A 21,796-nucleotide genomic window follows, 5' to 3' on the forward strand; every position below is an offset into this window, starting at 1 on the left:
GAAGACGTCCGGGTCGGGGCCGTTCGCCGTGCCCGGGGGCCCGCCCCGGCGCCGTCGAGCGGACTCAGGCCCGCTCCGCACGCTCCAGTGCCCTGCGCCGGGCGGTGCGCACATCGGCCAGGACGGAGGTGCGCACGGGCGGGAGGGCCTTCTCGATCCGGTTCTGGGCGCGGAGGATCCGTTCGGCGAGGCCGGACTCGGCCTGACAGGCGGCGTCCTGTCCGGCGATCCTCAACTCCTCGCGGCCGGTGGCGCGCAGGGCGGCCTGATCGGTGCCGGCGGCGGTGAGGCGTTTCTCCAGGGCCCTGAGCGGGTCCTGGCGGTTCTCGTACGGGAAGCCCTGGTCGCGCATGCACGCCGCCCACTTCCGCTCCGCCGCCCTGACGAGGGGGTGGGCGAGGGCGTCGGCCACGACGGTGTTGGCGAGGTTCTGGAGGGTGAAGAGGTTCCGCTCCCAGGAGGCGCCGTACAGGGCCCTGGTCGCTGCGGTGACGCAGGAGTCGGTGGAGACGGACATGGTGGGGCCGTCGGGGAGGGCGATCTCTTCGCGGGGGCCGTCGGGGGCTCCCTGGAGGGCCGCTTCCCAGACGCGGCGGTCGTGATCGTTCAGCGCGGCGAGCCGACGGGCGTTCGGGTCGGGCGGGCGCTTCCGCAGACGGTCCACCGTCAGCCCGTAACCGTTCTGCCGGGCCCGGCTCTCGGTCAGCAAGCCGTACGGGCTCGGGGTCGCCGACCTGCGAGCGTCACTGACGGGCCTCACGGCGTAGGCGAATCCGCGTGCCGTCATGCAGGTGCGGACCTCCTGTTCCTCCGCGCGGTGCAGTGCGGCGGACTGGGCGGCGGTGACGTCGAGGACGCGGTCCAGCGGGCGCGGGTCGGGCCGGTGCTGCGCGGCGGCCCCGCCGCCGGGTGGCGTCGAGCACCCGGCGACGAGGAACACTGCGGCGGCCGGCCACAGCAGGGTGCGCATGGGGTCAGCAGACCCACTTGTTGGAGGCGACGTTGTCGGCGTAGTGCCCGCTGTACCAGGTGTCCAGGTTGGAGACCACCTTGCCGCGGTGCAGGATGAACGAGTAGCCGGTGTAGCCGGTCCCGCTGTAGATGCGGACATCGCACTCGTTGCCGTGGTTGTAGACCGACTCGGCGTTGTCGAACTTGTAGTACTGCAGCAGGTTGCTGTTGTTCCCGGACACCTCGCCGGGGTCACCCGCGCCGCCGTCGCCGAGGAAGGCGCACAGCGCCCCGGGGGAGCAGTCGCCGTACGCCGCGCTGGCCGGCGTCGCCGTCGCCGCGATGCCGAGTCCCGCGAGCATCGCCGTGCCCACCACCGCGGCGATCTTCTTCCTGATCATGTGAGGTCCTCCCGTTGTGAGTCGCTGGTCGAGCAGCCCTCACTCTGGGCGGGGGGACGGCCCCCGGGTACCTCGAATCTTTCAGGTTCCGCGCGGGGCGGTTCAGCTCCACGGCGCCGGTCCTCGGGTGAGGTCCGGCGCCGTGGTGTTGTGCGGTCAGGCCAGCAGCTTGGTCTTCGCGCGCTGGTACTCGTCCTCCGAGATCGCGCCCTTGGCCTTGAGGTCCGCCAGTTTGGACAGATCGTCGACGTGTCCGCCGGCGCGTTGCGCGTCCGAGGTGCCCGCGGCATCCCGTACGTACGCCTTGAACGCGGCCTCGCGGTCCTTCGCGTCCTTCATGTCGCGCTGCCCCATGGACTTGCCCCGGGCGATCACGTAGATCAGGACACCCAGATACGGCAGCACCAGGGCCAGGATCAGCCAGCCCGCCTTCGCCCAGCCGCCGAGGTCGTCACTGCGGAAGATGTCCATGATGACCCGGAAGAGCAGGAACAGCCACATGATCCAGAGGAAGAACCAGAGCATGGTCCAGAACAGGTTGAGCAGGGGGTAGTCGTCCATCGTCCACTCCTGGCGCAGCGTCGAAATGGCTGAAACTGAAATCAGTCATATCACCGCATTCAGCCCCTCGCCCGTTGGTGTGGTCCCCCTTCCGCCGTGCGGGGGAGAGGGAGGGGCCGGGCGAGGGGCTGTGCGGCGCGGCGCCGGAGGGCGGCGGCTACTTCTCCGGTACGGAGGCGGCCTTCGCGGGCTCCTCGGCGTTCGAGGAATCCTCGGACTCGGCGGACTCGGCGGACTCGGTGGACGCCTCGGCCTTCGCGGGCTCCTCGGACCCGGCGGATGCCGCGGGCTCCGGGGACGCCTCGGGCTCGGCCGCCGGCGCCGCCTGGGTGGCGGGCGCGGCCTGGGCGGCGGGCGCCGCGGCCTCCGCCGCCGTCTTCCTGCTGTGGGTCATGATGCCGATGAAGCCCGCGATGAAGCCGCTGATCAGGCCGGATATCGCGTGGTTGACCGCGTTGACGGACTCGCTGCCCGGCAGGCCGATCGCGAAGTAGTTCACGACCGCGCTCATCACCGCGCCCATGACGCCGCCGATGAGTCCGCCCGTGGCGGCGGCGCGTACGGGGGAGGCCGGGGCGGCCGGGGAAGCGGGGGCGTGGTCAGAGGTGAGCGGAGCGGTCATCGTCGAGGGCCCTCCAGACGGGTTGCGACGCGAGGCCGGGAGAGGCGTCCGGGCGCGATGACATGCGCGGTCGGCGGCCTGCTCGCACGGGCAGCCCACCGGACCGGGGGATGCAGCAGTTACCTTGCGGCAGAACACGTGTTCCTTGCAACACCTTCTCGCTTTCCACACCTTGACGGACCGACGGTCGGCCTGCACCCGCGCGTGCCGCCGGGAGGCCCTGATTCCGCTCTCCAAGGGTGGCCGAGAGGGCGTGTGTTCGGGATGGCTGGTTTCTACTCCCTTGGCGGCATGGGGTGTTGGTGCGCGCAGGACGTGCAGGTGGAGCGCACTCCGGCGCGTAGGGAGAAGGGGGCGGGGCGCGTGTGCACGGGGGGTGCGGAGGGGGTGAACGGGGTGAGTGGTCACAGGTGCGCCGGGGATGGCGTAGAGTTGTGTTCACCGACGCGGGGTGGAGCAGCTCGGTAGCTCGCTGGGCTCATAACCCAGAGGTCGCAGGTTCAAATCCTGTCCCCGCTACTGAAACATCAGGCCCGGCACGCATGCAGCGTGCCGGGCCTGATGCGTGTGCGGGGCCCGGTGGCCCGCGCTCTCTTCCCCCATTTGCCGATGAGCGTTCGCCCCGCGCTCCCGCCCGGGGAAACCTGGGGGCGGCGGTGGTGCGGCACCGGCCGTGGCCATGGAGGCGCCGGGCAGGAGGCCAGACAGGTGGGGACGCGGGAGCAGCGGGGGGCGGGGCCGGCCGGGGGCATCACGGCCCGCCGGTTCGTCCGCGCGCTTCCCGCGCTGATGATCATCGGCGGTGTGCTGTCCGACGCGTTGACCCCGCCCCGGTACACCGCGATCCCGCTGTTCGCCGCCGCTCCGCTGATCGCCGCCCCGTTCTTCTCGCGGGTAAGCACCATCCGGACGGGCGCCGCCGCCCTGCTGGCCCTGTTTCTCCTGCGGATCCAGCACCAGGACCTGCCCGGTCCCGTGATCGTCATCGAACTGCTCACCGTCCTCACCGTCTCCGTCCTCGCCGTCGTGATCAACGGAGTCGTCCGGCGGAGCAACGAGCAGCTGGCCTCCGCCCGGGTCATCGCGGAGACCGCCATGCGCGCCGTGCTGCCGACCCCGGCCGAGCGCATCGGAGGGCTGCGGGTCGCCGCGCGGTACGAGGCGGCGCAGGCGGACGCGTACATCGGCGGCGACCTGTTCTCGGTGGCGGACAGCCCGCACGGGGTGCGGTTGCTGGTCGGGGACGTACGGGGCAAGGGGCTGGACGCGGTCGGGGCGGTGGCGGTGGCCATCGGCTGCTTCCGGGAGGCCGCCGAGCAGGAGGACGGCCCGGCGGGGGTGGCGGTGCGGCTGGAGCGGGCGCTGGCCCGGGAGGCGGACGCGCGCGGGGGCCTCGACGCCTTCGAGGGGTTCATCACCGCCGTCCTGGCCGAGATCCCGCCGGGGGCGGGCCGGGTGCGCATCGTCAACCGGGGCCACCCCGATCCCCTGCTGCTGCACGCCGACGGGGCGCTGGAGGTGCTGACGCCCTCGGTGCCCGCGCTGCCCCTCGGGCTGGACCTCGGGACGTGGCCGGACCGGACCGACGAGTGGGAGCTGCCGGCCGGGGCGATGCTCCTCTTCTACACGGACGGCCTCTCCGAGGCCCGTGATGCCGCAGGGGTCTTCTACGACCCCGCCGCCCGGCTGCGCGGGCGGATCTTCCCCGGACCCGAGGAACTGCTGACGGCGCTCACCGAGGACGTGCGGCTGCACACGGGCGGGGAGACGACGGACGACATGGCGCTCCTGGCCGTCGCCCGGCCCGCCGAGGGGCAGCCCGACCGGCGCAGGACGGTGAAGATCGTCGGCAGGGGCGACGAGCGGGGCCACGGACCGTGACCGAGAGACCCCACTCCGCATAACATTTGACGCACTGTCAGAAACCGGGTGGCCGTCGAGGGGCGGTGAACTCGCCCGATTCCACCCGGTTGTGTCCCGTAAAGTCCAGGCCAAGGACGGGAACGATCAAGGGGAACAGCTTGGAATCGAGCCCGCCTGTCTATTAACGTTCGATAACGCAGCGCGGTTGTCACAACCGCCGTCAGTGGCGGCACCGTGCGCGAGCGCCGAATTCCGCAAGGGAACCGGGGAACCACCTACATGGGGTGAATCGGGCATCTCTGTCTCGCCTGTCGAGGCGGAGGAACCCGTAGGAGACCTTCCTGCTCCGAACCCGTCAGCTAACCCGGTAGGCGAGAAGGAAGGAAAGGAGTGCGCCTCCGTGGCGTCCAACAAGCCTGCCCCCGAAGGCTCTTCCCGCTTCGGGTACGACTACGGCAACGACTTCGCGCCCGAGCGCGGGATCGATCGGGGCGACGGCTTCGCGGCCGGCTTCCGTGCCGAGGAGGCCGGGTCCGATCAGGCCTGGGAGGAGTGGAATCCCACCGAGGAGTCCATCCGTCCCGTACGCGGCAGGCACCGCGTCGCCAAGCAGCGCAACGGTCTGGCCCGCAGCTCCACCGTCCTCGGTGTCGGTGTCATCGCGGCCGTCGGAGCGGGGGGCATGGCCACCGCCCAGAGCAAGCCGCCGGTCTCCATTTCTCTTCCCGATTCCATCGCGGACAACCTTCCGGCCGCCAAGTCGCTGCCCGGAGTGGGCGCGCTCTTCTCGTCCGACAAGGCCGAGTCCCCCGAGGAGAAGGCCGAGGCGGCCATCGCCGCCGCCCCGCTGACCTCCGCCGGTGTGACCACCGCCGAGGCCGAGCAGGGCACCACCGACGCCGGTGAGGCGCTGCGCGCCCGCATCCTCCAGCAGGCCGAACAGCAGCAGGACGCGGCCGCCGCCGAGGCGAAGGCCGCCGAGGAGAAGGCCGCGGCCGAGAAGGCGGCGGCCGAGGCCAAGAAGAAGCAGGACGCCGCCGAGGCCCAGCTCGCCGCCGAGAAGAAGAAGGCGGCCGAGGAGGCGGCGAAGAAGGCGGAGGCCCTGCGGCTGGCCAAGCTCGCCGCGAGCTACGCCATCCCCACCTCCTCGTACACGATCACCTCGACCTACGGCGAGGCCGGTTCGATGTGGTCCTCCGGCTACCACACGGGCCTCGACTTCGCCGCCCCGACGGGCACCCCGATCAAGGCCATCCACACCGGCACCGTCAAGTCGGCCGGCTGGTCCGGGTCCTACGGCTACCGCACCGTCCTGGAGCTGGAGGACGGCACCGAGCTGTGGTTCTGCCACCAGTCCTCGATCGGTGTCAGCGTCGGCCAGAAGGTCACCACCGGGGACGTCATCGGCAACGTCGGCGCGACCGGCAACGTGACGGGCCCGCACCTCCACCTGGAGGTCCACACCGCGGACGGCACCGGCGTCGACCCCATGGCCTGGCTGAACGCCCGCGGTCTGACCGTCTGACAGCCGCCCTAGGCGCTCTGAGAAACCCCGGCAGCCCTGACGCTGACCCCCCGACGTCAGGGCTGCCGGTCTGCCCGCGCCCGGGGGCTTCCGGGTATTCCCGTGTACCGGGCACGGAATAGCGGCCCGGGTGGGGAGGGTTGTTCTCCCCATGACTTCTCTTCGCCCCCTCGGCACCTCCGGTCTCCAGGTCTTCCCGCTCTCCCTCGGCGGCAACGTCTTCGGCTGGACGGCCGACGAGACGCAGTCCTTCGCCGTGCTCGACGCCTACACGGCCGGTGGCGGCAACTTCATCGACACGGCCGACACCTACTCGTCCTGGATCCCCGGCAACGTCGGCGGCGAGTCGGAGACCATCATCGGCAAGTGGCTCACCGCGCGCGGCAACCGCGACGACGTGGTCGTGGCGACGAAGGTCGGTGCCCACCCCGACTACAAGGGCCTCTCCGCCGCCACCATCAAGGCCGGTGCGGAGGAGTCGCTGCGCCGGCTCGGCACCGACCACATCGACCTCTACTACACGCACTTCGACGACGAGACCGTCCCGGTCGAGGAGATCATCACCGCGCTCGACCAGCTGGTGAAGGAGGGCAAGGTCCGCGAGATCGCCGCCTCCAACATCAGCCCGGAGCGGCTGCGCGCCTCGCTGGAGTTCTCCGAGCGCGAGGGCCTCGCCCGGTACGTGGCCCTCCAGCCGCACTACAACCTCGTCTCCCGGGACACCTACGAGGGCGAGCTCCAGGAGACCGCCGCCCGCGCCGGACTCGCGGCCGTCCCCTACTACGCCCTCGCCGCCGGATTCCTCACCGGCAAGTACCGCCCGGGGACGACCGTCGACAGCGCCCGCGCCGGCAGTGCCTCCGCCCATCTGGAGTCCGAGCGCGGGCAGAAGGTGCTCGCCGCACTGGACGCCGTGGCGACCGAACGCGAGGCGGAGATCGCCACCGTGGCGCTGGCGTGGCTGGCCGCCCGGCCGACCGTCGCCGCGCCCATCGCCTCGGCCCGCACCGTCGAGCAGCTTCCCGCCCTGCTCGCCGTCGCCGACCTCCACCTGACCGACGCGGAGCTGGCCCGCCTCACCGAGGCCTCCGCCTGACCGCACCGGCCTCCCGAAGCCGACACGATGCCCCGACGCCCCCGCGGCCGTCGGGGCATCGTCCTTCTCCTCGGGGACCGTCCGCCTCGGGAGCCGTCAGCTCCGGGGGCCCGCCTGCGGATCGTAGGGAAGCGGGCCGCCGTCCTGACGCGGAACGTGCCCGGACTCGTACGGGGCCTGACCGCCCGGGTACGGGCTCTGCCCGGCTGCATACGGGATGGGCCCGGTGGCGTACGGGACGGGCCCGGTGGCGTACGGGACGGGGCCGCCCCGGTACGGCACCGGGCCTCCCCCGTACGGGAGCGGCCGGGGCCCGTACGCCTGGCCCGGGTACGGCGAAGGCACCGGCGGGGCGAAGCGGGGGCGGAGCCGGCCGGTGGCTCGGGCCGCGTGGACCAGGGCGGGGCCTGCCGTACCGCGGCGCTGCCACAGATGGTGCAGCAGCTCCAGCTCCCGTTCGGCGAAGTCGGGTCCGGCCGTGCCCCGGCGGGCCTGGCGGCGCAGGAACGCGAGGGAGGTCGCGAACGACTCGTACTCGGCGACCGTACGGGCCGCCGCCTTCTCGCGGGCCTTCGCCTCCTTCCCTGCGCGGCCCCGCGGCGGGGCGGGGGCCGGTAGGGGCTGCTGGGCCGGGAAGGGGTGCGTCCCCGGTCCCTGGTGCAGGCGGCGCGCGATGTCGCGGGCCATGCCCCGGGCCCGCATCGAGGACAGGGCGAGCGGCTCGGCGGGCGACAGCCAGCCCGCCGCGGCGTAGGCCGGGAGTTCGACGCCCAGGGTGCGCAGATCCCGCTGCCGGGACCAGATCGCCAGCCAGGTCACCAGCCCGAAGACCGGGACCATGAACGCCCCGTACACGGCGTAGAACCCGTACGGCCCGAAGGAGGCGGATCCGTTCCACAGGGCGTGCATGCCCATCGCGAGGAGCAGGCCGAGGAGGGGCGGCCCGAAGCGCCGCAGCCGCTGGTGGCGGGCCGCGTCGGCGGCGATGCCGAAGCCGATGCCCGTCAGCACGGTGAAGAGCGGATGCGCGAACGGCGACATCACCGCGCGGACGAAGAACGTCGCCACGGTCACCGAGGCGAAGCCCGAGCCCAACTGCTGGTCCTCGCCGAAGGCGTTGCCCAGATAGAGGATGTTCTCCGTGAAGGCGAAGCCCGTGGCGGCGAAGCCGGCGATCACCACCCCGTCGACGACACCGCCGAAGTCCCGTCTGCGGAACAGGAAGAGCAGGAGCACGGCGGCGGCCTTGGCGCTCTCCTCCACCACGGGGGCGATGACCGTGGCGCCCAGGGTGTCCGCGTCCCCCGGGTCCGCCGTGGCCGTGGCGATCCACCGTGCCGCCATCGAGTTGGCCAGGATCGCGATCAGGGCGGCCGCGCAGGCCCCCCAGGCGAAGGCGAAGAGCATCGTGCGCCACGGGCCCGGATCGACCCGGTCCAGCCAGCGGAAGGCCGTCATCAGCACCGGAACGGGCAGCACGGCCAGTCCGAGGCCGACGAGGAAGCCCCGGGTCCCGGTCTGGTCGCGGACCAGGGCGAGGATCACCAGTCCGCAGAGCGCCAGCACCGTGAAGACGGCGACGACGCGGAGGGTCCGGCTCCGCCACAGCATGCCGACCCCGCGCGGCCGGTAGCGCCACTGGCCCCGCTCCGGCACGGCAGCCAGGATCTCGCCGACCCGCTGCTCCTCGAGCACCGGGACGGCCGGCTGCCGCTGTTGCTGCACGGACCCGTCGGACACCCTTCGACCCTAACGACCGGGACCGACAACGGCCATGGAGCGGGGACGAACCGGCCGACGGACGACGGCCACGCCCCGTCCGCCCGTACCCCGTCCGCCCGTACCCCGTCCGTCAGCGGCGCGCGAAGAGCAGGTCGTGGACCGCATGGCCCTTGTCCAGCCCCTGGCCCTCGAACCGGGTCAGCGGCCGGAACGCGGGCCGTGGCGCGTAACCGCCGTCGGCCGCCGTGTTCTCGAAGCGGGGGTGCGCGGTCAGCACCTCCAGCATCTGTTCGGCGTACGGCTCCCAGTCGGTCGCGCAGTGCAGCACCGCGCCGGGCTTCAGCCGCTGAGCCGCCAGGTCGAGGAACTCCGGCTGGATCAGTCGGCGCTTGTGGTGGCGCGCCTTGGGCCACGGGTCGGGGAAGTACACCCGCATCCCGTCGAGGGCGTCCGGCGGAAGCATCTCGCGGAGCAGGATGATCGCGTCGCCGTTGGCGACCCGGATGTTGGTGAGCCCGTTGCGGTCCGCGAGGCCGAGCAGATTGCCCTGGCCCGGGGTGTGCACGTCGACGGCGAGGATGCCGGTGCCCGGGTCGTCGGCGCCCATCTGGGCGGTGGCCTCGCCCATGCCGAAGCCGATCTCCAGGACCACCGGGAGCCCGTCGAACAGCGTGGGCAGGTCCAGGACGCTCAGCCCGTCGATGTCCAGGCCCCACTTCGGCCAGAGCCGCTCCAGCGCGTTCTGCTGGCCGGTCGTGACCCGGCTGCGGCGCGGCTGGAAGCTGCGGATGCGGCGCTCGTGGTGCGATCCGGCCGGGTCGGCCGAGGGGCCGCCGGGGAAGCGGGGCTCCTGGCGCAGTCGGCGCGCGCGGTCCAGCGAGGCGGCGCGCAGTTCGTCCGGGATACCGGCGGTGGCGGCCTCCCGGCCGTCCGGTGAACCGGCGGGGGGCGTCGCGGGGGAGTTCATGGGCTCAGACACAATGCCCCGATTCTACGGCGGGCGGCTTCCACCCCGTCGCCCGTGCCCGGAGCAGCGCCCTGCGTGCCACCTCCCGTCCGATGGGCAGCGAGGCGGTGGCGGCGGGGGACGGGGCGTTCAGCACATGCACGGTGTGCGGGGCCTCGCGGATCAGGAAGTCGTCGACGAGCGTGCCGTCGCGCAGCACGGCCTGGGCCCTGACCCCGGCGGGGGAGGGGCGCAGATCGGCCTCGGTGACCTCGGGCAGCAGCCGGCGCACGGCGGCGGTGAACGCGTGCTTCGACAGCGAGCGGTGCACCTCGCCCGCCCCGTACCGCCAGTGTCTGCGGGCGATCTGCCAGGAGCCGGGCCAGCTGAGCGTGGACAGCAGTTCGCGGGGGCGGACGACCGGCCAGCCGTAGCCCTCGCGGGCCAGTGCGGGGACCGCGTTGGGGCCGACGTGGACACCGCCGTCGTGGCCCCGGGTGAGATGGACGCCGAGGAAGGGGAAGGCGGGATCGGGCACGGGGTAGACCAGGCCGCGCACCAGCTCGGGGCGGGTCAGCTCGTAGTACTCCCCCCGGAAGGGCACGATCCGCATGCCCGGGTCGTCGCCCGCCAGCCGGGCCACCCGGTCGCAGTGCAGCCCCGTGCAGTTGACCAGCACCCGGGACCGCACCACCAGGCCGTCCGCCGTGCGGACCGCGACGCCCCAGGGGCGCCGGTCGATCGCGGTGACCTCGGCGCCGAAGCGGATCAGGCCGCCGGCGTCCCGCACCTCGGCGGCGAACCGGTGCGCCACCGCGCCGAAGTCGCACACCCCCGTGGTGCCCACCCGGATCGCGGCGAGGCCGCGGACGTGCGGCTCGTGCTCGGAGATCTGCGCGGGGCCCAGCTCGCGCACCGGCAGTCCGTGCTCCCGGCCGCGCTGGACGAGGGCGTGGAGCCGGGGCAGCTCGGAGCGCTCGGTGGCCACGATGAGCTTGCCGGTCACCGCGTGCCGGATGCCGTGCTCGCGGCAGAAGTCGATCATCTCGGCGCCGCCGCGGACCGCGTACCGCGCCTTGAGGGAGCCCGGCGGGTAGTAGATCCCGCTGTGGATCACCCCGCTGTTGCGGCCGGTCTGGTGGAGCGCGGGGGCCGCTTCCTTCTCCAGGACCGTCACCCGGGTGCCCGGCGCGCTCCGCGTGAGCGCGTACGCGGTCGACAGGCCGACGATCCCGCCGCCGATCACCAGCACGTCGCAGTCGTACGCCGCGTGCGTCATCACCACGCCACCTCCCACCCCGATAGTGCACTGGCCCACTGACAACGCACTCAAACCCCCGCGGGCACAGCGTGGCGCATCCCGTGCCCGCACGGCGGGGGCGGGGCCCCGCCGCCCCGGTCCGGTCCGGCGGCGGGCCGGACGGGATCTACGCGGGGGCGACCAGCAGCGGCCGGGCGCGTTCCCGCAGCTCGGCCACGCGCGGCTCGTCCCCGTAGGGCTCCAGCCGGTGCAGGAGATCGCGTACGTACTCGGTGGTGCGGGCCGAGGAGATGCGCCCTGCGACCTCCACGGCCCGGGTGCCCGCCGCGCAGGCCGCGTCCAGGTTCCCGGACTCCAGCTCGGCGACGGCCGAGACGACGAGCCGCAGACCGTGGGAGCGGACGAACTCCTCGGTGGGTCTGGAGAGCGCCTGCTCGGTGAAGCGCCGCACCTGCCGGGGGGCCTTCAGGTCGAGATGGCACTCGGCGGCGTCGGCGGCGAAGCGGTCGTACGAGTAGAAGCCCAGCCACGACGGGTCCGCGTCGCCGTCCCGGGAGCGCTCCAGCCAGCTCTCGGCGGCCTTCAGCGCGGCCCCCGCGGCCGGCGCGTCGTTCGCCTTCGCGTGCGCCCGCGCCTCGACCAGGCGGAAGAAGCTCATGGTGCGGGCCGTGGCCAGGCCGCGGTTGCGTTCGACGGCGGCCTGGGCGAGGTCGACGCCCTCGTCGGCGAAGCCCCGGTAGGTGGCCTGGAGGGACATGGACGCGAGGACGTAGCCGCCCAGCGGGACGTCGGCGGCGGCGCGGGCCAGGCGCAGGGCCTGGATGTAGTAGCGCTGCGCGGCCTCCTGCTGGCCGGTGTCGAAGGCCATCCAGCCGGCGAGCCGGGTCAGCTCGGCCGCGGCCCCGAAGAGCGCCCGGCCGACGTCGTCGCTGTACGAGCCGAGCAGCAGCGGTGCCGCGTCCACCCGTAAGCACTCCGGGACCATGGACGAACGCCAGTCGCCGCCGCCGTACTTGGAGTCCCAGCGGCGCGCGTCCTGCGCGGCCTCCCGCAGTTTGGAGACATCGCTGTGGCCGACCCGCAGCGGCGAGGCGTCGTGCGCGGCGTCGGGTCCCGGCTGCGCGGGGATCGCCGCCCCGTACCCGGAGGGGGGAGCGGGCACACCGGGGGACAGGAGCGTCCCGGGTGTGCCGGGCGGTGTGCCGCCGGGGCTCTGCGCCCCCGACGCGCCCCGTGCGCCCTGTGTGCCGTTCCGCTGCGCGGCCGGGGCCGTCACCGCCGCCGTGGCGGCGCGGGCCACCGAGGGGTCGGCGGGGGATATCAGCCAGCGGGACGCCGGCGTCGCGTAGGCGCTGACCGAGAACGAGCCCGCCAGCGACTGCCAGATGCCGCCACCGCCCGCCCGGCGTCCGGCCAGATCCAGCCGGTACAGCTCGGTCGCCGAACGGACCGCCTCGCCCACGTCGCGCGGGAAGGCCAGCCCGACCTCGGGCGCCGGATCGGCGTCGGCGAGCCCGATCTCGTGCAGCGGGACCGGCCGGCCGAGCTTGGCGCCGATCGCCGCCGCGATGAGATGGGGCGCGGCGCCCTGCGGCACCATCCCCTTGGAGACCCACCGGGCCACCGAGGTCTTGTCGTACCGAAGTGTCAGTCCGCGCTGCGCCCCGAGGTCGTTGACCCGCCGGGCGAGCCCGGCGTTGCTGATTCCCGCGAGGGCGAGAACGGTTCCGAGCTTGTCGTTCGGTCCGCGTTGCTCCCTGGACATGCGCCACCCCTCGACACACAGACGGCAGCCGCGTCACCGTTGCGGCGCGCGGCATTCGTACCGGGTTCTCCCCAGGGACGAACCCCGTCACACCGGCCGCACACGCATATGGCCGAGCCCCGGGGAATATGCCCCCCTGCTGAGAACATCAGTAAACCCAGCGTAGTTCGCCGCATCCCTACCGTTAAGGGCCGGACGTCCGGATGGCGGGATTGTTGTCCGTCCCGGCCGTCCGGGGCGTGCCGAGTGACATGAGAGGTGCGGGGGACGGGTGGGGCGAGCGGGGGGCGGAGGGCCCGCGAAGGAGCGGCGGAGGAACGGAGGGGGCCCCGGGGAGGGGGTGTGGAGCCCGTCGGCGGATGTCCGCGGCGGTCCGGCCGGCGGCCGGCCGGTGGGCGCGCGGCCGGGTCGCGGGCTGTCGGCGGCGGGGTGGTCGCGGAGGCCGCGGGGTACGGCTCCGAGCGGGCGGCCCGGCCGTGACCAGGGGCGGACCCGGGGCGCGCGCGGCGCGGCGCGGTCCCGGGCGGTCGGTGCCACGGCCTCGGGGAAGCGCTCCCGCGAGGGGTTCGCGCGTGCCCCGGGTGTGTGGCCGTGCGCCCGGCCGTGCGCTCTGGCCGGGCCCCGGCGGGAGCGCTTGCATGGGTGCTGCGTGGGTCGGCCCGTCGCTCCGGAAGCGGCGGGCTGGGGGAATCCCGCCGCCTCATTTCCCCGCAGGCGGCGGACCGGTCCGGGAGGTGGGGCTCGCCTCCCGGACTGTGCGTGAACGGAAGTGCGGGACCGGTCGCGGAACGGTGTCCGCCCCGGCCGTCGAATGGTGCGGCGGCCGTGGGACGGGTGCCGGTCCGCCGAAGCCTCCCGGGAGCAAACCGGGATGAACTGGCTTACGTGGGGCGGTGATTGACCGCCCGACCGGTTCCCGTCCCTCCCGAGATTGGCCGGATGTCATCGGTCCGGCACGGTTGGGCCGGACGATTCGCGGACATCGTCGCGAACGGCCGGACGGGCAGCGGCTTTCCGGCCGGATCACAGCCGCTGCCCGGCCCTCGGGGGGTCCGGACAACCGCCGGAGGCCCGGCCGCGGTTGATCACGGGGACGACGCGCGCGGGCTGCACACCCCGTCCGGGGCCCGCGGCCGTGCTCCGGCCCTTGCCAGGGGCGCATGCCCGTACGACGTGCGCCGCCCGTAGCCACTCCCGCACGCCGTTGTCGTGGCAGCATGTCCGCAACGGCGCCGCGCGTGACCGGAGTTCCCGCGACTGCTTCGCTGCGCCCCTTCGTCCACAGCCTGTGGAGGCGGCGATGCGTTGGTTGGTGGGTTGGAGCAGTATCGCCGCGAGCTTCGGCACGGCCGGAGCGGTCGGCGCGGACGACGACGGGCGCACGATGCACCCGGTCGGCTCGCAACTCCTCTGGGGGGACCCCGATCCCCTCTGGGCGGTCGGTGACTGGCGGCCCGACGAGATCCGCACCGTACGGGTGGACACCGCCGAAGGCGCCCCCACCGCACGGCTCGCCGTCCTCGGCTGCTGCGGCGCCACCGACGAACAGCTGCGCGTCGGACTCCTCGCGGCCCGCGGCGGCGCCCTGCGCCACCTCACCGCCTGGACCGGCAGCTACACGGCCGTCGTCCAGATAGGCCGCCGGATCACCGTCGTCGGGGACCTCGCGGGCGCCCGGCCGGTCTTCTACACGCCGTGGGCCGGCGGTACGGCCTACGCCACCGCCGCGCTCCCCCTCGCCGACCTCATCGAGGCCCAGCTCGACATCGGCCACCTCGCCGCCCTGCTGGCCTGCCCCGAGACCCCCGAGGCCCTGCGCGACGGCACCCCGTACGCCGGGGTCAAGCGCATCCCGCCCGGACACGCGCTGATCCTCCGCGAGGGCTCGCGCGAGATCACCGGCTACGAGGCCGTGGCCTCCCTCGCCGTCGCCGCACCCGAAACCGACCCGGTCAGCGCGGTCGACGGGGTGCGCGACGCCCTCGTCGAGGCCGTGCGGGCCCGGCTGCTCGCCCCGCGCCACGCCCCGGAGACCCTGCCGCCCGACCCGGGGCCGGTCCCCGGCATGGGCCCGGCCGAGCGCCGCGCGGCCCGGGGCGCGCCCGTCCCCGGCATCGGCTCCGACCTCTCCGGCGGCAGCGCGTCCGCGACGCTCGCCCTGCTCGCCGCCGGCCTTCCCGGACTGCCCGGCACGATCCTGGGCCACGGCACCGGGGCCGGGGAGCGGCTGCTCGCGGTCACCTTCAACGATCTGACCACCCGCGCCCACGAGGACGAACTCGAACGGGCGCGGGCCATCGCCGCCAACCCGAGGCTGCACCACGTCGTGGTCGCCGCCGGCGAGGAGGCCCTGCCGTACGCGGATCTGGCGAACGGTCCGCTCACCGACGAACCGGCCCCCTCCCTCGTCCTCGTCGAGCGACACCGCCGCAGGCTCGCGGCGGGCAGCGCCGACCACTTCGTCGGCGACGGTGCCCGGCAGGTCCTGGACGCCCACCCGGCCCGCCTCGCCGATCTCCTGATCGACCGCAGACGCCGCCATCTGGTGCGCCCGGTCGCCGCCCTCGCACGGGCCGAAGGCCCCTCCGCGCACTCCCTGGTCGTCCCGCTGACCGTCTACCGGGCCGCCCGCAGACTGGCCCGCACCTCCTTCCGCACCGGCCTGGAGACGGCGGCCGGACGCCTTCCCGAGGCCAACCGCCTGACCCCCGGCCTCGACACCCCCGCCGACGCCTCGCTCGCCGCGCTCGCCTGGTCCCGCCCGGGACCGGCGGCCCGCTGGCTGACCGGGGAGGCCCTGGCGGAGGTCTCCGTACGCCTCCAGGAGGCGGCGATCCGCCCGACCTCCGTCCAGCGCCCCGGGGAGGCCCGCGCCAGGGCGGCCCTGGCCCGCCACGCCGCCGACCACCGGATCCTGGAACAGGCCGCCGAGGTGCGCAGCCAGCGCCTGCACGCCCCCTTCCTGGACAACCAGGTCGTCCGCGCCGCCCGCGCCGTCCCCGAGTCCCTGCGGGTCCAGCCCGGCGCCCGCGCCGCGATCCTGCGCCGGGTCCTGGCCGGTACGGGCATCCACGACCTGCCGCCCGGCTGGGGCACCCCCTCCCACGCCACCTCCACGGCCGTCAACCGCACCGGACTGCGCGCCGCCCTGCCCGAGCTCATCGCCCTCTTCGACGCCCCGCTGCTCGCCGACGCCGGACTGGTCGAGGCCCGCGTGGTCCGCAAGGCCCTGCGCGCGGCCTCCGAGGGCGAACCCCTGCCGCTGGACGGCCTCGCCGACCTCGCCTCCACCGAGCTCTGGCTGCGCCGCCTGGTGTCGCGCCGCGGCACCTGCTGGACCGGCACGGCGGCCCCCCGCCAGCGCGCCGTCGCCGGCGGCGTCGCCCCGGCCCGCCGCTCCCTCCAGCGCTGAGACCGGCGCTCCGGGCGCGCTTCCGGAGCCGTACGGACGGAACGCGGCCCTCCGCGCAGGTATCCGTACCGGTGTCCGAGCGGGGGGACACAATGGCGGAGTGCGGTATCTGATCCTGGGCGTCACGGAGGCGCGAGACGAGAGCGGTGGCGTGCTGCCGCTCGGCGGCACGCGCCTGCGCGCCCTGCTGGCCTCGCTCGCCCTGCAGCCGGGACGTGCCGTGCCGATCGGCGAGCTGGTGGACGACGTCTGGGCGGACGATCCCCCGGCCGACGCCCCCGCCGCCCTCCAGGCCCTCGTGGGCCGGCTGCGCCGGGTGCTGGGACGGGAGGCCCTGACCAGCTCCCCGGGCGGATACCGGCTGGCCGCCGGCGCGGACGACGTCGACCTGTACGTCTTCGAGAAGCTGGCCCGGCAGGGCGCGGCGGAGCTGGAGTCCGGCGCCCCGGAGGCCGCCGCCCGCACCCTGCGGACCGCGCTCGCGCTCTGGCGCGGCCCCGCCCTGGCCGACCTCCCCGAAGCGGACCGGGGCCACGCCCTGCGCCCGGAGGCCCACCGGCTGGCCACACTGGAACGCCGCGTGGAGGCCGACCTGCGGTGCGCGGCGGTACCGGGCCCCGAGGAGCCGCGCCGCGCTCCGGGCGCCGCCCCCGCTGTTCCGGGCGCCGCCCCCGCCGCCCTCGTTGCCGAGCTGGCCGGACTCACCGCCGCGCACCCCTACGACGAGCGTTTCCGGGCGCAGCTCATCCGCGCCCTGCGCGCCGACGGCCGGCCGGCCGACGCGCTCGCCGCGTACGAGGACGCGCGCCGCACCCTCGCCGACGGCCTGGGCACCGATCCCGGGCCCGAGCTGACCGCCCTCCATCAGGAACTGCTGGCACCCGCGCCGCCACCGCCCGCCCCCGCCCCGGAGCGGCGGCCGCCGCCGGAGCCGGAACCGGAACCGGCCCGGGGCAATCTCCGCCCCCGGCTCACCTCGTTCGTGGGGCGCGAACCGGAACTGGCCGCGATCCGCGCGGACCTGGTCCGGTCCCGGCTGGTCACGCTGACCGGACCCGGCGGTTCCGGGAAGACCCGGCTCGCCGAGGAGTCCGCCGCCCACGAGCAGCGCACCGCCACGGGCCCCCGGGAGGTCTGGATCGCCGAACTGGCCCCGGTGGAGGACCCCGACGCCGTCCCCGGCGCCGTGCTCTCCGCCCTCGGGCTGCGCGAGACGTCCCTGCTGCGGGACGGCACCCACGACGGGCCGGTGCTGCGCACGGACCCGGTCGATCTGCTCGTCGACCACCTCGCGCACGGCAGCAGGCCCCGGCCGGTCCTCCTGATCCTCGACAACTGCGAGCACGTCGTCGACGCGGCCGCCGCCCTGGCCGAGACCCTGCTGACCCGCTGCCCGCACCTGCGGGTCCTCGCCACCAGCCGCGAACCGCTCGGCGTCCCCGGCGAATCCGTCCGGCCGGTCGACCCGCTCCCCGCCGACCCCGCGCTGCGGCTCTTCACGGAGCGCGCGCGGGCGGTGCGCCCCGATTTCGACCCCGTGCACGATCCGGCGCACGACCCCGAGGCCGTCGCGGAGATCTGCCGCCGGCTGGACGGACTGCCGCTCGCCATCGAACTGGCCGCAGCCCGGCTGCGGCTGCTGGGCCCCCGCCAGATCGCCGACCGGCTCGACGACCGCTTCCGCCTGCTGACCGGCGGCAGCCGCACCGTACTGCCCCGCCAGCAGACCCTGCGGGCCGTCGTCGACTGGTCCTGGGACCTCCTGGACGAGGACGAGCGCACCGCCCTGCGCCGGATCTCCGTCTTCGCGGGCGGCTGGGACCTGGCCGCCGCCGAGGCCGTCGTCGCCACCCCCTCCGGACCGGGCGGCCCCCGCGCCGACACCGCGGACCTCATAGGCGCCCTGGTCGACAAGTCCCTGGTCGTCGCCGCCCCGGCGGCGGACGGCACGATGCGCTACCGCCTCCTGGAGACCATCCACGAGTACGCCATCGAGCGCTGCGCCGAGACCCCCGAGACCCGGTCCGCCGCCGAGGACGCCCACAGCGCGTACTTCACCGCCGTGGTCGAGGAGGCCGAGCCCCGGCTGCGCTCCGGCGACCAACTGCGCTGGATCCAGCGGCTGGAGACGGACCTGGACAACATCCGGGCGGCGCTCCAGCGGGCCATCGCCGCCGGGCCGCCGGGTGAACCGGCCGCCACCCGGCTGGTCATGGGCATGGCCTGGTTCTGGTGGCTGCGCAACTACCGCGTGGAGGGCCTCACCTGGACCGAGCGGACCCTCGCCCTCGGCACGGACCCCGAGGACGACACGGACCCCCGCTACTGGCCCCGGATGAACGTGCACATGGTGTGGTTCTTCCTGGGGATGGACTCCCGGGCGGCCGATGTGGACACCGACGATCCCGGGCTCCAGGCCCTCATGGGCCGGGTGGCCCAGGCGTTCGCCGGCTCCGCCGAGCAGGGCGCCCGCTTCCCCGGGCTGCTCTGGCCGATGACCTCGTTCCTCACCTGGACCACGGCGGACGTCCGGCTGAAGATCGACCGGGCCGTCGACAACGCCCGCGTCCACGGCGGGGAGTGGGAGTACGGGGCCACGCTGATGTTCCGTACGCACATGGTCGTCGACACTCCCGGCGGCATGCCCGGAGTCGACGACGACCTCGCCGAACTGCGCCGGCTGAGCCGCCGGGTCGGCGACCGCTGGATGCGCGCCCAGGTCGCGAGCGCCGCCGCCGAGGCGAACATGATGCGTGCCCGCTACGAGGACGCGCGCCAGGACTACGCGGAGGCGCTGCTGCTCGCCCGCGAGGTCGGCGCCCACGCCGAGGCCCCCTTCCTGCTGGCCCGGCTGGCCGAACTGTCCTACCGCACCGGCGATCTGGCCGCCGCCGAGCGGGACCTCGACCGTTCGGAGACCGAGGCGGAGCGGCACCACACCCGCGACGCCACGTCGTACGTCTACTACCTGCGGGCCGTCATGGCGCTCCACCGCGGCGATCCGGCGGCCGCCCGCCGGTTCCTCACCGTCGCCCGGGAGGAGAACGTGCGCGGCGGCCCCGCCTCCCACTTCATCGTCATGCAGGAAGGGGTGTCGGCCCGGATCGCCCTGCGCGAACCGGAGCCCGGGGGCGGCCCCGCGGCCGCCGCGCGCGCCCTGCTGGAGACGCTGGTCGTGTCCCGGGACGCGCAGTGCCCCGAGATGGTCACGGGCTATCTGGCGGACGGTCTGGCCACCGTGCTGCCGCAGGTGGGCCGCACCGACGCCGCCGTACGCTTCCTGGCCGCGGCGGACGTCTGGCGGCTGCCCGTCCTGCGGGCCGAGGGCGAGCAGGCCGAGGTGGACGCCGTGGCCCGCCGGGCCCGGGAGGAGCTGGGGCCGTCACGGTACGAGGAGGAGCACACCGCGGGGCGGGGCCTGACCCTGGACGACGCCATCGAGCTGCTGAAAGGCATCACGGCGGACCTCCCGTAACCCTGTCCGCCCGCCCCGCACCGCCCGTCAGACGCAGGTGATGCGCGAGTCGGCCCAGTCGGCGAGCGCGATCCCGCCGAAGGGGCCCGCCGGTTCGACGACGAGCCGGATCCGTTCCTGCCCCTCGATGCCGACGCCGACCGGAACGGCCGGGTCGCCGCCGTTGACCACCGGGGACTGCCACAGCCGCGTCCCGTCCCCGCCGAACACGGAGAAGCGCACGGAGCCGAGCCCCCGGGTCAGATCGTCCACGCCGACCATCGCCTCGTACCGCGTGCACGCCCGGTTGAGCTGGATGTTCACCGAGGACCTGCCGTTGACGGTCACCCCGTGCGCGTACCGCGTGCCGCCGATCGACAGCGCGGACCGCTGCCAGACCCAGCTGCTCTCGCCGAGCACCACCTCGGGGCCGGAGTGGTCGCCGAGCAGGGTGTAGGCCAGCTCGTTGACCTGGTACACCTCCGGTGCCGGCGGGGGCGGGGGAGGCGTCGTCGGGGGCGGCTCCGGTGCGGGCGGCGGAGGCGTGTGCGTCGGCGTCGGCGTGGGGGGCGGCGTCGGTGTGGGTGTGGGTGTGGGTGTGGGTGTGGGTGTGGGCGTCGGTGTCGGGCTGGGGGTCGGCGTCGGCTCCGGGGGCGGCGGGGCGGGCACGGGAGGCGTCGGGGTGGGCGTCGGCGGGGTCGGGGACGGCACCGCGGGGGCCACCGCCGGGGGCTTGGCGACGGGCTTCGGCTCGGGACGGGGCTGGTCGTCCCCGACCAGGGCCCACACCAGACCGGCCGCGGCGGCGACCGCGACGGTCGCCGCGATTCCGGCCTTCGCCGGGGCACCGAGCCCCTCGGAGACGGCGGCCCCGCCGGCGGACGAACCCGCCGACGAACCGCTGCCGGTGGCCGCCGCCGCCGCGCCCGCACCGGCGGCGCCGACGGCACCGCCCGCCACGACCCCGGCGGCCTTGAGCGCGTACCCGGCGGCGAACCAGCCGATGACCGCGACCGGGAGCAGCGCGGGGATGCCCGCGTTGACCTGGGCCAGTTCGCCCGCGGCGAGCCGGCACTTCTCACAGGCGTCCAGATGGCCGCGCAGTCCGCGCTCGGCCCGCATCCGCAGCCCGCCCCGGGCGTAGGCGCCGAGCCGGTCGGCGTAGCGGGCGCAGTCGCCCCCGGCGGTCAGCGCCTGGCTCACATGGGCCTGGAGGTAGGCCTGCTTGAGCCCTTCCCTGGCCCGGCTGGCCAGCACCGACGTCGCGTTCGCGGTCAGCCCGAACAGCGGGGCGATGTCGCTGGGCGACTCCTCCTCGACCGTGGTGTGCCAGAGCACCGCCTGCCAGCGTTCGGGAAGGCTCCGGAACGCCTGCATCGCCATCGACTGCTCTGCCTCGTGCATGGCCCGTACGTCCGCGCCGAGGTCGAGCGTGTCGGCGTCGGAGACCTCGGAGGTGCGGACGGCCTGCGCCGCGAACACCGCGAAGTCGTCCACCAGGTGCTCGCGCTTCGCCGTTCTCGTCCAGGCGGCGGCGACATGGCGGACGGCCGTCATCAGATAGGCCCGCACGGCCTCCTCGGGCCCCTTGCCGCCCCGTACCGCCTGCAGGGTCCGGGCGAAGACCTCGGCCGTCAGGTCGTCCGCCGTGTGCGCGTCCCGGCAGCAGGTACGCGCGTAGCGGCGCACGGCGTCCGAATGCCGCCGGAAGAGCTCCTCGTACGCCAGGTCGTCGCCGCCGCGCATCCGCTGGATCAACTGCGCGTCCGACGGCGCCGCGTCACCGGGCGCGGCGCCCGGCCCGGTGGCCGCGGAACCGCTCACCGGGCTCCGCTGCATGGGCACGGCCGCGGCTGCCGCGGCGTCGATCGCGCCGGACCGCGCGGTGTCCGCCGCGTCGGCCAGGGTCTCGACGGGCGCGGATGACCAGGGGCCGGGCAGCACCGTGCCGCCGCCGTCCTCGTCGGACTCCGGGGCGCGCGGTCCCTTCCGGCCCTCCGCCCGACGGCCCGCCGGGCCGTCCGTCCCCGTGCCGCCACCGCTGGAGAAACCTTCGAGCGACTCTTCCTGCTGCCCGTCACCGCTCATCGCGGACGCCCCCGTATGCGCTTTTCGGCCCCGAATACCGGGCAAGCGTGCCACAGAGCGCGGGAGCCGCCGCCTTTCAGCCCCGGCAACCACTCATCCGGGGAGTTTTCCCGCAGGCGAGCTCTAAAA

The 21,796-nt window shown here is 74.7% G+C and carries 14 protein-coding genes, 1 tRNA gene and 1 riboswitch; of the genes, 6 read left to right on the plus strand and 9 right to left on the minus strand.

Going from position 1 to position 21,796, the window contains the following annotated elements; all coding sequences use genetic code 11:
- Nucleotides 1–64 precede the first annotated feature (64 nt).
- The 4 genes from ACFVDM_RS02730 to ACFVDM_RS02745 all read right to left on the minus strand — a co-directional run bounded on the left by ACFVDM_RS02730 (nucleotide 65) and on the right by ACFVDM_RS02745 (nucleotide 2,535).
- A complete protein-coding gene (locus ACFVDM_RS02730) occupies nucleotides 65–970 on the minus strand; it encodes a hypothetical protein (protein WP_383632027.1) in 906 nt (301 codons plus the stop codon).
- 4 nt (nucleotides 971–974) lie between these two features.
- Nucleotides 975–1,352, minus strand: a complete 378-nt coding sequence (locus ACFVDM_RS02735) for a peptidase inhibitor family I36 protein (protein WP_383632030.1) — start codon at nucleotides 1,350–1,352, stop codon at nucleotides 975–977.
- Between the two features lie 156 nt (nucleotides 1,353–1,508).
- Entirely contained in the window at nucleotides 1,509–1,913 is a 405-nt protein-coding gene (locus tag ACFVDM_RS02740) for an SHOCT domain-containing protein (protein ID WP_383632033.1), read from the minus strand.
- Nucleotides 1,914–2,070: 157 nt separating this feature from the next.
- The gene (locus ACFVDM_RS02745; RefSeq protein ID WP_383632036.1) at nucleotides 2,071–2,535 is read right to left on the minus strand and encodes a hypothetical protein; all 465 of its coding nucleotides are present in this window, start codon (nucleotides 2,533–2,535) and stop codon (nucleotides 2,071–2,073) included.
- Nucleotides 2,536–2,980: 445 nt separating this feature from the next.
- On the opposite strand from ACFVDM_RS02745, the gene ACFVDM_RS02750 reads away from it, so the two are divergent.
- From ACFVDM_RS02750 to ACFVDM_RS02765, 4 genes are all read left to right on the plus strand, one after another.
- Nucleotides 2,981–3,054 (plus strand) — tRNA-Met (locus ACFVDM_RS02750).
- A gap of 189 nt (nucleotides 3,055–3,243) precedes the next feature.
- Nucleotides 3,244–4,416 carry a PP2C family protein-serine/threonine phosphatase gene (locus tag ACFVDM_RS02755; RefSeq protein WP_383632039.1) on the plus strand — a complete coding sequence of 391 codons (1,173 nt, stop codon included), beginning with the start codon at nucleotides 3,244–3,246 and terminating at the stop codon, nucleotides 4,414–4,416.
- A 215-nt stretch (nucleotides 4,417–4,631) separates the two neighbouring features.
- Nucleotides 4,632–4,787, plus strand: a riboswitch (cyclic di-AMP (ydaO/yuaA leader).
- Nucleotides 4,788–4,798: 11 nt separating this feature from the next.
- Nucleotides 4,799–5,923 (plus strand): M23 family metallopeptidase, encoded by a 1,125-nt coding sequence (locus ACFVDM_RS02760; protein WP_383632042.1) that lies wholly within the window; start codon nucleotides 4,799–4,801, stop codon nucleotides 5,921–5,923.
- A gap of 151 nt (nucleotides 5,924–6,074) precedes the next feature.
- Nucleotides 6,075–7,019 carry an aldo/keto reductase gene (locus ACFVDM_RS02765; RefSeq protein ID WP_383632045.1) on the plus strand — a complete coding sequence of 315 codons (945 nt, stop codon included), beginning with the start codon at nucleotides 6,075–6,077 and terminating at the stop codon, nucleotides 7,017–7,019.
- Between the two features lie 96 nt (nucleotides 7,020–7,115).
- On the opposite strand, the gene ACFVDM_RS02770 is transcribed toward ACFVDM_RS02765, so the two are convergent.
- From ACFVDM_RS02770 to ACFVDM_RS02785, 4 genes are all read right to left on the minus strand, one after another.
- On the minus strand, nucleotides 7,116–8,759 hold the full coding sequence (locus ACFVDM_RS02770) for a PrsW family glutamic-type intramembrane protease (protein ID WP_383632048.1): 1,644 nt from the start codon (nucleotides 8,757–8,759) through the stop codon (nucleotides 7,116–7,118).
- 112 nt (nucleotides 8,760–8,871) lie between these two features.
- Complete coding sequence (gene trmB / locus ACFVDM_RS02775) at nucleotides 8,872–9,708, minus strand: tRNA (guanosine(46)-N7)-methyltransferase TrmB (RefSeq protein WP_383632153.1); 837 nt, start codon at nucleotides 9,706–9,708, stop codon at nucleotides 8,872–8,874.
- Nucleotides 9,709–9,712: 4 nt separating this feature from the next.
- Nucleotides 9,713–10,969, minus strand: a complete 1,257-nt coding sequence (gene lhgO / locus ACFVDM_RS02780; RefSeq protein ID WP_383632156.1) for an L-2-hydroxyglutarate oxidase — start codon at nucleotides 10,967–10,969, stop codon at nucleotides 9,713–9,715.
- A 145-nt stretch (nucleotides 10,970–11,114) separates the two neighbouring features.
- On the minus strand, nucleotides 11,115–12,713 hold the full coding sequence (locus tag ACFVDM_RS02785) for a sporulation protein (RefSeq protein ID WP_383632051.1): 1,599 nt from the start codon (nucleotides 12,711–12,713) through the stop codon (nucleotides 11,115–11,117).
- A gap of 1,300 nt (nucleotides 12,714–14,013) precedes the next feature.
- On the opposite strand from ACFVDM_RS02785, the gene ACFVDM_RS02790 reads away from it, so the two are divergent.
- Together ACFVDM_RS02790 and ACFVDM_RS02795 are read left to right on the plus strand one after the other, a co-directional pair.
- Entirely contained in the window at nucleotides 14,014–16,125 is a 2,112-nt protein-coding gene (locus tag ACFVDM_RS02790; RefSeq protein ID WP_383632054.1) for an asparagine synthase-related protein, read from the plus strand.
- A gap of 100 nt (nucleotides 16,126–16,225) precedes the next feature.
- Nucleotides 16,226–19,600: a BTAD domain-containing putative transcriptional regulator gene (locus ACFVDM_RS02795; RefSeq protein WP_383632057.1), complete on the plus strand. Its 3,375-nt coding sequence runs from the start codon at nucleotides 16,226–16,228 to the stop codon at nucleotides 19,598–19,600.
- 27 nt (nucleotides 19,601–19,627) lie between these two features.
- Here the strand turns inward: ACFVDM_RS02795 and ACFVDM_RS02800 are convergent, their stop codons facing one another.
- Nucleotides 19,628–21,667, minus strand: coding sequence for a sigma-70 family RNA polymerase sigma factor (locus tag ACFVDM_RS02800; protein WP_383632060.1), 2,040 nt, complete (start codon nucleotides 21,665–21,667; stop codon nucleotides 19,628–19,630).
- Nucleotides 21,668–21,796: the final 129 nt, after the last annotated feature.

Source organism: Streptomyces sp. NPDC057682, assembly GCF_042799575.1.
GTDB lineage: Bacteria > Actinomycetota > Actinomycetes > Streptomycetales > Streptomycetaceae > Streptomyces.